This is a genomic window from Sorangium sp. So ce1335 (assembly GCF_051521615.1).
Taxonomy (GTDB): domain Bacteria; phylum Myxococcota_A; class Polyangia; order Polyangiales; family Polyangiaceae; genus Sorangium.
This window is the reverse complement of the sequence record NZ_CP150363.1, coordinates 8,926,710-8,939,312: the sequence shown is the minus strand read 5'-3', so window position 1 is coordinate 8,939,312 and position 12,603 is coordinate 8,926,710. Positions and strand designations below refer to the sequence as shown.

General features: G+C 73.3%; 8 protein-coding genes. 2 read left to right on the top strand and 6 right to left on the bottom strand.

Going from position 1 to position 12,603, the window contains the following annotated elements:
• Positions 1-325: 325 nt before the first annotated feature.
• Complete coding sequence (locus WMF24_RS33055; protein WP_437731420.1) at positions 326-1,918, bottom strand: BamA/TamA family outer membrane protein; 1,593 nt, start codon at positions 1,916-1,918, stop codon at positions 326-328.
• 242 nt (positions 1,919-2,160) lie between these two features.
• On the opposite strand from WMF24_RS33055, the gene WMF24_RS33050 reads away from it, so the two are divergent.
• Positions 2,161-3,822 (top strand): NTP/NDP exchange transporter, encoded by a 1,662-nt coding sequence (locus WMF24_RS33050; RefSeq protein WP_437731419.1) that lies wholly within the window; start codon positions 2,161-2,163, stop codon positions 3,820-3,822.
• A 2-nt stretch (positions 3,823-3,824) separates the two neighbouring features.
• Here the strand turns inward: WMF24_RS33050 and WMF24_RS33045 are convergent, their stop codons facing one another.
• The 5 genes from WMF24_RS33045 to WMF24_RS33025 all read right to left on the bottom strand — a co-directional run bounded on the left by WMF24_RS33045 (position 3,825) and on the right by WMF24_RS33025 (position 9,686).
• Positions 3,825-5,525 (bottom strand): GDSL-type esterase/lipase family protein, encoded by a 1,701-nt coding sequence (locus WMF24_RS33045; RefSeq protein ID WP_437731418.1) that lies wholly within the window; start codon positions 5,523-5,525, stop codon positions 3,825-3,827.
• Positions 5,526-5,580: 55 nt separating this feature from the next.
• Positions 5,581-7,083 (bottom strand): FHA domain-containing protein, encoded by a 1,503-nt coding sequence (locus tag WMF24_RS33040; RefSeq protein ID WP_437731417.1) that lies wholly within the window; start codon positions 7,081-7,083, stop codon positions 5,581-5,583.
• 469 nt (positions 7,084-7,552) lie between these two features.
• Positions 7,553-8,239 (bottom strand): TIGR00266 family protein, encoded by a 687-nt coding sequence (locus tag WMF24_RS33035; RefSeq protein WP_437731416.1) that lies wholly within the window; start codon positions 8,237-8,239, stop codon positions 7,553-7,555.
• A 63-nt stretch (positions 8,240-8,302) separates the two neighbouring features.
• Positions 8,303-8,971: a TIGR00266 family protein gene (locus WMF24_RS33030; protein WP_437731415.1), complete on the bottom strand. Its 669-nt coding sequence runs from the start codon at positions 8,969-8,971 to the stop codon at positions 8,303-8,305.
• Positions 8,972-8,990: 19 nt separating this feature from the next.
• On the bottom strand, positions 8,991-9,686 hold the full coding sequence (locus WMF24_RS33025) for a TIGR00266 family protein (protein WP_437731414.1): 696 nt from the start codon (positions 9,684-9,686) through the stop codon (positions 8,991-8,993).
• A gap of 208 nt (positions 9,687-9,894) precedes the next feature.
• On the opposite strand from WMF24_RS33025, the gene WMF24_RS33020 reads away from it, so the two are divergent.
• Positions 9,895-12,510, top strand: coding sequence for a protein kinase domain-containing protein (locus WMF24_RS33020; protein WP_437731413.1), 2,616 nt, complete (start codon positions 9,895-9,897; stop codon positions 12,508-12,510).
• Positions 12,511-12,603 lie beyond the last annotated feature (93 nt).

The following is a 12,603-nucleotide window of genomic DNA, read 5'->3' as shown; positions in this document are numbered from 1 at the left end:
AGGGGAGGGGAGAGAAAATGAACCACAGAGGCACAGAGGGCACAGAGGGAAGAGAAAGAGATTTTGTTATCTCTCCTGCTCCCCTCGTGCCTCCGTGAAGGCGCAAGGGATCAGAGAAAAAGAACCCTCGTTACTTCTCTCGCCGCGTGGGCGCATTCAGCGCGCACGGGCCGAGAAATCCAATTCTCTTTCTCTCTCTCCCCTCTGTGCCCTCTGTGCCTCTGTGGTTCATTTTCTCTTCATGAACCCAGAAGAACCCGCTCCACAGCGCCCCCAGGCGCCCTCTCCGCGACCGCGCCCCCGGGGACCCCTTGCCGCGGAGCGCTCAGAACCCGCGGCTGGCGCCGGCCATGAGGCGCAGCTCCTGCAGCCGGGCCCCCTGCGCGAAGGTCTCGGTCGCCGAGCCGATCAGCAGGTCGAACGAGTGGTCGCGCGCGCTGCTCGTGCGCAGGCCGAGCGTGAACGACATGCGGAGAAGGTCGAGATCGAAGTCCCGGAGGTGCTCGCCGAACACGTTGCCCGCGGCGACCTGCACCGCGCCGTCGACGAACGCCCAGATCGGGTAGCGGTACTCGAGCGTCGCCGCGGCCGCGCTCCGCCCGTGGAGTCGCCCCTCGCGGAAGCCTCGCATCGGCGCGCCGCCGCCGAGCACGGCGAGCTCGGTGAAGGGGACCTCCGCGACGCCGAGCGGGTCGGCGAAGGCCGTTGAGACGGACAGGCTCACGATGCGGTCGTGCCCGGTGAGGTCGACGAACCCGCCCAGCGAGCCGCCGTAGCGGACCCACCGGCTCTCCAGCGGCCGCTCCAGGTCGGCGGCGTGCTCCCCGAACAGCTCCAGCCGGACGCCGTGGCCCCGGGCCGGCCGCGGCCGCCGCGAGTCGAGGGCGGCGCTGGCGCCGATCCGGTAGGCCGTGTAGCCCGTGTCGAACGCGGGGGGCAGCGGATAACGGCCGTTCGCGACCCGCCAGCCCACCGTCGGATCCTCGCCCCAGACGTCGTCGAACTCGACCGTCTTCGCGCCTGTGTACGCCTCGACGAAGCTGAACGCGTCGAAATCCGCGTGGAGCGTCAAGCTCCCCTGGAAGCTCTGGGCGCGGTAGCGGGCCGAATCGCGCTCGAGCGACCTCGGCCCGATCCCCGCGAACAGCCAGTCAGGCCGGGTGTCCGTCTCCCCGCGGAGCTTCACGTACGCGCGCGAGCCGAGCGGGATGCGGTCGGCGACCGTGAGCCTCAGCCAGTCGATGCCGCCGGTCGCCGCGTGGACGCGGAGCTCGTTGCCGGGGAAGAACAGGTCGTCGTAGAAGAAATAGACGCCGATGCTCGCGCGAAGGTCGAACTCGAAGAACGCCGTCGGGACGATGCCGATGGTGTTGTTCGGCCCGAAGGTGAAGATGTCCTTGAGCTCCTCGATCCACTCGCCCTTCTCCGCCGCGACGGTGAGGAAGCCGAGCGGCCGCCGGACCAGGTACTCGCTGACGAGGTAGGCGGGGAAGAACACGACGCGCGGCACCCAGAGCAGCGCGTCGCCGACGCTCGTCCCCTCGTCGGGCCGACCATCGTAATCCGGCAAGGGGCGCTTCGCGCTCGGCGCCTGCTGCGCCTGCTGCGCCTGCTGCGCCTGCTGCGCCGCGCGCACGCGGCGGGTCCCGGGCTGCGCGTTGCCGGCCCCGGGCTGCGCGTTGCCGGCCCCGGGCTGCGCGTTGCCGGCCCCGGGCTGCGCGCCGCCGCCCCCGGGCTGCGCGCTGCCGCCCCCGGGCTGCGCGCTACCGCCCCCGGGCTGCGCGGCGTCCGCCCCCGCCTGGGGCAGCGCCAGCGCCTCGGTGCACACGGACAGCAGCGCACTGCCGGCGAGCGCGGCCGCGCGCCGCCGCCACACCGTGCCGAGCGCGCGCGTCCATCCCTTCTGTCTGATGCCCAATCCGCCTCGCCTCTCGCACGGGACCCCGTGACGGCGCGGGAGCATAGCGGAGTTCCCGACCCGGACGACCTTTGTCTGTATCCACGCGCGGCGCGCGCGTCGAGAGCCTGTACGGGCCTTCACAGAGCCTGCGCCGCGAGGGAGGTTGCCGGCCGGGAGCAGGCTCGATAGCCTGCCGCGCGCGGGCATCGGTCCAGTTCCGGTGCCGCCGGATCGGCGGTCTTCCCGGGATGGAGCGGCGCGTGGCGAGCACAGGCGAGAGCGAGAAACAACCCCCGGGCGCGCTTCACCGGCTCCTGTCCATCTTCGCCGAGGTGAGGCCGCGCGAGGTCTTCAGCGTGCTCATCCTCACGCTGAACGTCTTCCTCCTGCTCACCGGCTATTACCTCCTCAAGGTCGTGCGCGAGCCGCTGATCCTCGCGGGCGGCGGGCTCGAGATCGGCGGCCAGAAGCTCGACCTCGACGGCCCCGAGGTGAAGGCCTACGCGGCCGCCGGCCAGGCGCTCCTCCTCGTCGGCGTCGTCCGCGCCTATGGCGCCATGGCCAGGCGCTTCGGGCGCATGCAGCTCACCACCGCGCTCACGCTCTTCTTCGCCGCGAACCTCGTCCTCTTCTTCTTCCTCGCGCGCCTCGGCGTCCCGCTCGGGGTGCCGTTCTATCTGTGGGTCGGCTGCTTCAACCTCACCGTCATCGCGCAGTTCTGGTCGTTCGCCAACGACGTCTACACCCCCGAGCAGGGCAAGCGGCTCTTCGCCATCGTCGGTATCGGGAGCTCCCTCGGCGCCATGTTCGGCGCGCAGATCGCGAAGCGCGTCTACGTGCCACTCGGCCCCTACAACATGATGCTCGTGGCCGCGGGCGTGCTGCTCGCCTGCCTGTGGCTCACCTACCTCGTCCACCGCGACGACCTCGCGCGGCCCGGCGGCGCGAAGGCCAGCGCCGACGCCCCGCCCGGCGGCGCCTCCGGCGGCTTCAAGATCATCGCGCGCGACCGCTATCTCCTGCTCATCGCCGGCCTGACGCTCGTCCTCAACTGGGTGAACTCGACCGGCGAGTACATCCTCGATCGCACCCTGATCGAGTCCGCCACGAGCGCGCTCGCGCCGGGCGGCGAGGCGCGCGACGGCGCGCCACAACCTGCCGCCCCCGGCGCGGCCCCGGCCCCCTCCGGCGCGGCCCCGGCCCCCCCCGGCGCGGATCCGTCCGCCCCGCTCGCGGTGGGCGCGCCGGTCTACCTTGTCGACCCGCAGGCGTCGCGCCTGCTCGAGGGGAAGGTCACCGCCGTCAAGGGCGGCGCCTTCGACGTCGAGGCGGGCGGCAAGGTCGTCGAGGGCGCCGCGAAGGGGCTCGTCCACCCGCGCACCGAAGAGGGGAAAAAAGAGGCGCTCGGCGCCGTCATCGGGATGTTCAAGGGAGACTTCTTCTACTGGGTGAACACCCTCGGCGTCCTCCTCCAGCTCTTCCTCGTCTCCCGCATCTTCAAGTACCTCGGCGTCCGGTTCGCGCTCTTCATCCTGCCGACCATCGCCCTGCTCGGCTACGCGTCCCTCGCCGTCTTGCCGGCGCTCGCCGTCGTGCGCGTCGCGAAGATCGCGGAGAACAGCACCGATTACTCCATCCAGAACACCGCGCGGCAGGCGCTCTTCCTGCCCGTCGGCCGCGACGCCAAGTACAGCGCCAAGGCGGCCATCGACACCTTCGTCGTCCGCGCGGGCGACGTGCTCGCCGCCGGCGGGGTGATCGCCGGCCACGTGCTCGCGCTCTCCACCCGCCACTTCGCGATGATCAACATCGCGCTCGCGGCCGCGTGGCTCGCCGTCGTCGCCGGCATCGCCAGGGAGCACCGGCGGCGCACCGCCGACGAGGCCGAGGCGCCGCGGCCCGACGACGCGAGGGCCGCGTAACCTCAGCGCGGGGCCGCGCCCGCGCTCGCCTTCCAGCCCTCGTACGCCTCCATCAGGGCGAGGTACAGCCAGCGGCCGATCACCTCGGCCCCCGCGCCCGACGGGTGCGCGAGGTCCGCGCCGCCGAGCCCGCGCCGCGCCCAGATCCCCATCGAGCCGGAGCCGCCCATCGCGCCGAACGTGTCGAAGTAGCCGCAGCCCACCTGCTCGGCCACCCGGCGCTGGATCGCCGCGAGCTTCGGGATCACCGGGCGGCTGCGGTACACCTCGCCCTTCTTGTCGGCCCTGTCCATCGGGCCGACGAGCAGGCACGACGACCCGGGCAGCGCCGCGCGCACCTGGTCGAGCACCGCCTTCATCGTCGACTCGACCTGATCGAGCGGGAACAGCTCGCCGTCCTCGCTCTCGTTCATGCCGTACTGGAACACCGTGAGCGACGGGCTCCGCGCGCGGAGCTGCTCGGCGAAGTGCGCGTCGTCGCTCTTGTCGAGGAAGCGGATGCGCGCGCCCTGGATGCCGATCGCGTCGAGCACCACCCCCGGCGTGTCCCGCTCCATCCACACGCCGAACGCGCGCACCCCCGGGCCGCGCGCCCACACCTCGAGCATGTGCGGGCCGTCGGGCACCTCGTACGTCGCGATCGCCGAGGCGGCCTCGTCGGCCCGCGTGTCGATCACCTCGCGGGTCTCGCCGTCGATCTTGATCTCCATCGGCCCCCCCTCGGGGTGCTTCAGGTAGTCGACGGCGAACCGCGACACGGCGCGCCCGAACGTCCCTGTCTCCGCCGTGGCGAAGCGCGAGAACACCCCCGCGCCCTGCGAGCGGAACGACACGCCGCCGAGCCCGTAGAGCCCGTCCTTGGCGTAGGGGCCCACGACGCGGCTCACCTGCCAGCCGGGGCCGGCGAGGCGGACAACGTCGTTGTGGAAATACCCGGGCCAGGCGTTGGCCATCAGCATGAACCCGTGGCCCGCGTCGCCGAACCGCTTCTGCAGCTTGCGCCGCAGCGTCGACGTCACGAAGTCGCTCGCCACGATCGAGTCGCCGAAGTAGGTGATGCGCGCGATCGACCCCGGCGCCTTGCTCTCCACCGCGGCGAGGGCGCGGAAGAACGGCTTCATCGCCTGGCCGCTCGGGTCCTCGATCGGGCGCGGCGGCTTTCCCTCGAGGGCGACGGCGGCGGGGACGATCTCGGCGGCGGCGGCCGGCAGCGCGACCTCCTCCGGCTGGCGCAGCTCGGCCTGCTCGGTGGTCTCGACGACGAGCGTCGTCTCGCCGACCGACGCCGAGGGCGCCGCGGCGGGGACCACGACGAGCCCCTTGCCCTCGGGCAGCGGCGTGAGCAGCCGCAGCCGCCACAGGCTCGGGTGCGCGTAGGGCACGAGCACGAGGAGCGCGAGCGTCGCCAGCGCCGCGGCCGCGGACGAGGCGAGCCCGTTGCGCGGCGGCGAGGCCGCCGACGCGCGCGCGTCGTCCGCGGGGCTGGCCGCGTCGTCGCCCGAGGGCTCGATGGCGGGCGCCTCGCGAGCGGACCGGTCGTTGCCCGAGTGCCCGCTGGCGGACGCCTCGCGAGCGGACCGGTCGTCGCCCGAGGGCTCGCCTGCGGGCGCCTCGCGGCTGGGCGGCTCGTTGCTGGGCGTCCCGTGGACGTTCGCCTCGTGAGCGGGCGGCTCGGGGGCGCTTGTGCTGCGGGGGGATGTCATCGACGCGCGCGGAAAGGACGGACGGGGGATACGCTCCGGCGGCGCGACGCCCTGCTCAGGGCGTGCGCTTCTCCAGCTTGTCCAGGGCCGCGCTCGCCTTGTCGCGGCAGCTCGCGTCGCCCTGGTGGATGCAGATCGCGCGCAGCAGCTTGATCTCGCTCGCCGACGCGCGCCCGCCCCAGACCTTCGGCTCGAGCGCCTTGCGCTGCGCCGGGTACGAGCTCGAGTCGAGCGGCGAGCCCCCCTGCGCCGTGCCCGACTCCGCCGCCTTGGGCGCCGAGGCCGAGGCCGAAGGCGCCGGCGTCGGCGCCGGGGGCCAGAACGACGGCGGGCCGCCGTGCGGCACCGGCTCCGGCTCGGGCGGCGCGTCGGGGTCCACCTGCCGCCGCAGCTCGGCCACCTTCTCGCGGAGCGCCGCCGGGACGCTCGTCGTCTTGGCGATCTCGTTGAGCAGCCCGAGCTTCTCGGCCTTCGTCCCGGCCCGCTCGACCTGCTCGAACATCCGCTCCGCCCAGCGCTCCTCGATCTGCTTCTCGACGTCCTTGAAGCGCTGCGTCTCCCGGATCGGCGCCGTCTCGGCGATCTCCTGCAGCTTCCGGTGCGCGGCGTCGACGTCCCCCGCCTGGAAACGCTCCAGCACGGCGTCGAGGATCTGCGCGTCGCTGCCGCCCACCTCCGGCGCGGTGGGCCGCGTCTCGGGCTGCGGCACCGGCCCGTCCGAGCGCGCCCGCGTGACGGCGACCACGGCGATCGCGAGGATCACGGCGACCGCGAGCAGGATCCCCATCACCTTGCTCGCCCCGCCCGATCGCGACGACGCCGCCGCAGGGACGACGCTCCCGTACGACCCGGGCGCCGCGGAAGCGCCCGGCGGGCCGTCCGGCCCCGCGCGAAAGATCTTGCCCGCCGCGACGAAGCGGAGGCGCACGTCGCCGAGCTCCAGCGCGTCGCCCGCCTCGAGGAGGCCCCGCTTGAGCTCGACGCCGTTGATGCGCACGCCGTTCGCGCTCTGCTTGTCGACGACCTCGTAGCGGCCGTTGCCGAGGCTGATGAGCTCCGCGTGCAGGCGGCTCACGGAGCTGTGGTTGATCGAGATCGTCGCGTCCTCGGAGCGCCCGACCGTGAAGCGCTCGCCGTCGAGCGGGAACTCCGCGCCCGGCGTCGGGCCGACGACCATGACGAGCCGGTTCGGGCGCGTGTGGAGCGGCAGGTGCGCCGTGCTGCGGCTGCCAGGCGGCGGCGTCGGGCTCGTCACGGCGGACGAGAGCGCCTCGTCGACGATCTCGATGCGGTAGTCGCCGAGCTGCACGAGGTCGCCGTGGCGCAGGTGCTGCTCGCCGGTGACGCGCGCGCCGTTGACGTACGTGCCGTTGTAGCTGTTGAGATCCCGGATGACCCAGCCCTGGCCGTTCTTGGCCAGGGTCGCGTGGCGGCGCGAGACGTTGCGATCGGTCAGCCGGATCGAGTTCGACTCTCCGCGCCCGAGCGCATACTCCTCATGGGCGAGGGGGAGCCCCGTCTGTTTCCCCTCGTCATCCTCGATCGTCAGCTTCCACATAGCGGGTTCGGGGCATTCAGGCGAAGCCAGGCTCGCTCCGCGAGCCTCCGTGGATCCGTGGCACCCACCGCTCGCCGCGCGAGCCTCCTCAGCGAGGCCCGACTACTTTAGCGAGTCCGCCTCCGGGAAGGCAACGACGGCGCGCCAGCCTCTGCCGGGCGGCCGGGACCGCGCCGCCGCCATCCGCCGCCGTCGCCGGACGAGGCGCGGGCGCGCCCCGCGAGGACCGGCCGTCGGCTGCCCGCGCCGCCCGCGCCGGCGCTGGCGGCGGCGCGATCGGCGACGCGCCCGGTGCGCCGCGCGATCCGCGCGCGCTGCAGCCGACCGGCGGGGCGACGCGCGCAGCCGCTCGTCGACCGGCGCCCGCGCGGGCGCTGGCGTTCCGCCGCGGCCGCGCGCAACCTCGGCGGAACGCCAGCGCCCGCGCTGCATTCCGCCCTGGACCTCGGGATTCTCGGCGCGCCGCGGGTCAAGCGCCACCGCCCACGGGCCGGAACGGGTGGAGGAACGCCGAGAGCGCCCCCGGGTTGCGGGTCTGCAGCCAGAGCCTTCCGTGCCCCTGGAACTCGCAGACGAGCCCCTCGCCCGAGAGGAACAGGCCCTTCAGGCCGGCCAGCTTGCGCACCTGGTACCGCAGGCCCTCGGTGAACGCGAGCAGGTGTGTGTTGTCGCAGATATATCCCTCGTGCTCGCGGCCGACGTCGATCGTGTGGATACCGCCGTAGCTCGAGAACCAGATGAGCCCCTCTCCGTAGGCGCGGAGCAGCGACAGGCCGCCGGCGAAGAAGCCCTTCGCCCCCTGCCACTTCGTGTCGAGCGTGATGCCCGGCGTCGAGGCGAGATAGGCGCCCGACTGGAGGAAGACCTCCATCCCCGAGCGCAGGATGATGCGCTCGATCGACCCCTCGGGGGCGGGGGCGAGCCGCATCGACTGCATGGGCGCCGTCGCCGTGAAGGTGTTCTGGAAGAGGCTCTCTCCCGCCGTCACCCTGCGTTTCAGCGCGCTGGCGAGCCCGCCCTGGAGGCTCGTCTTCATGTCGATCGCCGTGTCGCGCGCCACCATCGCGCCGCTCTCGGCGATGATCTGCTCGCCGGCGTGCTCGAACGTCACGTGGAGCACGCCGAACTCGGGGTTGTCTCGGATCTCGTCGCGCACGCTGTCTACCGTTCGTCTTCCGTCTGTCCTTCGTTCGTCCCGGCGTCCGTCTTTCCCGTCCATTCACGGTTGCCGCGGGGCGAGCCGCGCGCCGATCGCCGCGCCGTAGCGGCCGGCGTTGCGCGACTGGACCCACAGGCTGCCGTGGCCCTCCACGTGGCAGACGAGGCCCTCGCCCGAGAGCCACGTGCCGAGCCACGTCGACGTGTTCTTGCCGATCCGGCACGAGAGCGTCGACTCCCACGCTGCGAGGTGGCCCGTGTCGACGACGACGTGGCCTCTCACGGGGACCTCCTCGAGCGCGCCGAAGGCGCCGATGATCATCTGGCCCTGTCCCGCCGTCTCCAGCGCGAAGAGCCCCGCCCCCGAGAAGAACCCCCGCAGCCCGCCCGAGCGCGTCTTGACCTCGACGTCGGGGCTCGACGCGACATAGGCGCTGCTCTGGACGCACCATTGCCTGTCGCCGACGTCGAGCACCGCCATGTCCCCGGAGAGCGGTGTCGCGAACAGCACCTCTCCGGGCGCGCCCTCCGCCGTGAACGCGTTCCGGAAGAACGACTCTCCGGCGAGCATCCGCTTCAGGCCCGACATGATGCCGCCCGACTGCGTCTCCACGCGCACGTTCGTCGACATGCCCACGAGCGCGCCGCTCTCGGCGATCACGCGCTCGCCCGGCGCGAGCCGGCACTGCGCGAGGGCCTGCGAGGGTCGGTAAAGGAGGTTCACCTGCATCGGACGTCTCCCCGCTCGCTCAGGGAGGCAGCAGCGGCGCCAGCCAGCCGACGAGCGCGCCGGCGCTGCGCGACTGGATCAGCACGCGGCCGCGGCCGGTGAGCTCGCACACGACGCCTTCGCCGGAGAGCACGAGGCCCATGAGCCCGCCGCCAGGGCTCCTGATCTTGAGCGCCAGCGACGCGTCGAACCCGACGAGGTGCCCGCCGTCCACGACGAGCGACCCGTCGCAGGGGAGCTCCTCGATCGCGCCATAGCTCGTGATCCACAGATCGCCGACGCCGGAGGCCTCGATGAAGAAGATGCCCTCGCGCGCGAGCACGCCGCGCAGCCCACCCCAGCGCACCTTGACATCGATGTCGCCCGCGCTCGCGAGGTAGGAGCCCGCGCTGAAGAGCATCGTCTCCCCCCGGAGCGCGACGTGCTTGACCCGGCCGCTGAGCGGCGGGGCGAGCCACACCCACCCGCCCTCCGGCGCGGAGATGTGGTTCACGAAGAACGTCTCGCCGCCCGCGACCTTCCGGAGCAGCGCGATGAAGAGCGCCTTGAGCCGCCCGAAGAGCCCGGCCCCCCGCCCGGCGTTGAGCCGCACCTCGGTCCGCAGGCTCGGCGAGCGCGCGACCATCGCGCCCGCCTCGGCCATCAACGCCTCGCCGGGGCCGAGGGTGACCTCCAGCAGCGCGGACGACGGCTCGTGCTTGGTGCGATGCTGCATTCGTCCACCCGCGGGGCACGTACATATAACGGAGCGACGCCGGAAGCGAAAGCAGGAAGAAGGTATGTCGAGGTGAGCGCGTCACACCGTCACGCCGTCATCCGGTCACGGGGTCACGCTGTCCACGCCGTCACGTAAGTTCCAGCTATTTCTGTCCAGCGTCTCGGTCGCGCTGACTTCCACCCTCTGGCGTGGCTAGACTGAGCGCGTGAGCGACAGGCGATTGACGGCCTCCGAGCCGGCGCCGCGCACGGAGCCGCGCAGCAGCCAGCAGGGCCACGGCTCCGGCTTCGTCTCCGCGCCGCAGCGCATCGCCGGGCGCTACGAGATCCTCGGCCTGCTCGGCACCGGCGGCATGGGCAGCGTGTACCGCGTCCGCGACGTGGAGCTCGACGAGGTGGTCGCCCTCAAGATGCTGCGGCGTGATCTCGCTGACTCCGCCGGCATGCTCGAGCGCTTCCGGCAGGAGGTGAAGCTCGCGCGCCGCGTGACGCACAGGAACGTCGCGCGGACGTTCGATTTCGGCGACCACGACGGCGAGAAGTTCCTCACGATGGAGTGCGTCGACGGCGAGTCGCTGCACAGCGTCCTCGCGCGGACGGGCCCGATGCCGGCGCAGCAGGTCATCGGCATCGGCTGCGCGCTCTGCGACGGGCTCGGCGCGGCGCACGCGGCGGGCATCGTGCACCGCGACCTCAAGCCCGAGAACGTGCTCCTCGACCGGGGCGGGCGGGTCGTCATCACCGATTTCGGCATCGCCCGCACCTCGTCCGGGCCGAGCGCCGGCGAGTCGTCGGGCTTCGTGCTCGGCTCGCCCGCCTACATGTCGCCGGAGCAGCTCACGGGCGAGCCCGACATCGACGCGCGCACCGACATCTACGCGCTCGGCATGATCCTCTTCGAGTGCCTCACCCACCGGCGCGCCTGGCCGGGCTCCGGCGCGATCGCGGCCGCCATGGCCCGGCTGCGGTCCCCGCCGCCGGACCCGCGCGCCGTCCGTCCGGACGTGCCCCTCGCGGTGGCGGACGTCGTGCTGAGGTGCATGGCGATGCGGCGCGAGGACCGCTACGCGAGCGCCGCCGAGGCGCACCGCGCGCTCTTGCTCGCGCGCTCGCGCGTGTCGATCGCCCCGCAGCCGGCCCAGTCGCTCGTCTCCGTCATCGCGTCCTCGTCCGCGTCGTCCTCGTCCGTGCCGACGGCGCCGCAGCCGATCGAGCAGAGCCCGACCCGGGTCGCCGCGGCGCAGCCCGAGGCGGTCACCGCGCAGCAGCGGCTCCAGTCGCCGACGCTGGCGGCGCCGGTGCCGGCGCCGACGCCGTCGCTCTCGTCGCTCTCGTCGCCCTCGTCGGATTCGTCGCCCGCGCTGAAGACGGTCGCCGTGCTGCCGTTCCGCAACGTCGGCGCGCCGGACGACGAGTACCTCGCCGACGGCTTCACCGAGGAGCTGACCGACACCCTCTCGATGACCGCCGGCCTCAAGGTGCGCCCGCGCGCCGCGGTGGCGCGGGTGCGGCTCGACGGCCGCGACCCCAGGGACGTCGGCCGCGAGCTCGGCGTGCAGGTCGTCGTCGAGGGATCGATCCGCCGCACCGGCGGCGGCTACGCCCAGGACGCGCCGCGCTCGCAGCCGCTGACGCCGCGCTCTCGGCCGGTGTCGCGCCTGCTGCCCGGCGGCGTGCGCGTGACCGTGCGGGTGATCAGCGTCGAGGACGGGTTCCAGCTCTGGGCGAAGCGGTTTGACAGCTCGCCCGAGGCGCTGCTCGCGGTGAGCGACGACGCCGCGGGCGCCATCGCCGACGCGCTCACGGTCGACGTCGCCAGCCGCGACCGCGAGGCGCCGAGCGACCCGCGCGCGATCGACCTCTACCTGCGCGCGCGCCACCAGCTCCGCCACCTCTGGTACGGGGACGCCGCGCCGGCCGTCGCGCTCTTCGAGGAGGCGCTGTCGTTCTCTCCGAACGACCCGAACATCCTGTCCGGCTACGCCATCGCGTCGGCGCGGCTGATGGCGGCGCGGGGCGACGGCAGGGCGCAGCTCGCGAAGGCGCAGCAGGCCGCCGAGCGGGCGATCGCGCTCGCGCCCTCGCTCGGCGAGCCGTGGGTCGCGCTCGCGACGGTGCGCTTCAGCGCGTGCGACCCTGTCGGCGCCGTCCCGGCGCTGCGCAAGGCGCTCCAGCGCGCGCCGAGCCTGGCCAAGGCGCACGAGCTGCTCGGCCGCATCCTCCTCGAGGCCGGGCTCGTCGAGGAGGCGGTCTTCCGGCTGGAGACGGCGCTGTCGCTCGACCCCGTCGAGCTGTTCCCGCGCTGGGAGCTCGCGCGCGGCCGCGCGCTGCACGGCGACTGGTCGGGGGCCGCAGCCCTGCTCGACCTGCCGGCCGACGACCCGTCGAGCCGCTTCCACAAGGCGGTGATGCGCGCCCGGTTCGGCCTGTGGCGCAACCGGCCGTTCCCGATCGACGACCTGCCGATGGCGACCGAGACCATCCCGATCCAGTACGCGCGCATCTACCGCGACGTGCTGGCGACGTCGCGGCTATCGGACGAGCAGCGGGCGTTCTTGCGCGCGAAGGCGGACAGCTCCGAGCCGGGCAGCCGCCTGCGCCCGCTGTTCCTGCAGATGTACGTCGAGATCCTCGCCTACCTCGGCGAGGACGAGGCGCTCTTCCCCGCGCTCGCCGGCGCTGTGGAGGCGGGGCTCTTCGACGCCCTCTGGATGCAGCGCTGCGCGGTCCTGGAGCGCGCCCGGTCCGACGCGCGCTTCGCTCCGCTGCGCGCGCGGGTCGAGGAGCGCGCCGCCGCGATCCTCGCCGCGCTGAGCGCCTGAGGGCCGCCGGCCTCGCCGCGCTCGAGGCCAAGAGGGCCGCCGGCCTCGCCGCGCTCGACGCCTGAGGGCCGCCGGCCGCGCCGCGCGGGCGGC

What these genes read in the sequence shown, in the direction of transcription:
- WMF24_RS33030 (WP_437731415.1), bottom strand. Translation starts at nt 8,971, where the DNA reads ATGCAGGTGAACCTCCTTTACCGACCCTCGCAGGCCCTCGCGCAGTGC.
- WMF24_RS33025 (WP_437731414.1), bottom strand. Translation starts at nt 9,686, where the DNA reads ATGCAGCATCGCACCAAGCACGAGCCGTCGTCCGCGCTGCTGGAGGTC.
- WMF24_RS33045 (WP_437731418.1), bottom strand. Translation starts at nt 5,525, where the DNA reads ATGACATCCCCCCGCAGCACAAGCGCCCCCGAGCCGCCCGCTCACGAG.
- WMF24_RS33040 (WP_437731417.1), bottom strand. Translation starts at nt 7,083, where the DNA reads ATGTGGAAGCTGACGATCGAGGATGACGAGGGGAAACAGACGGGGCTC.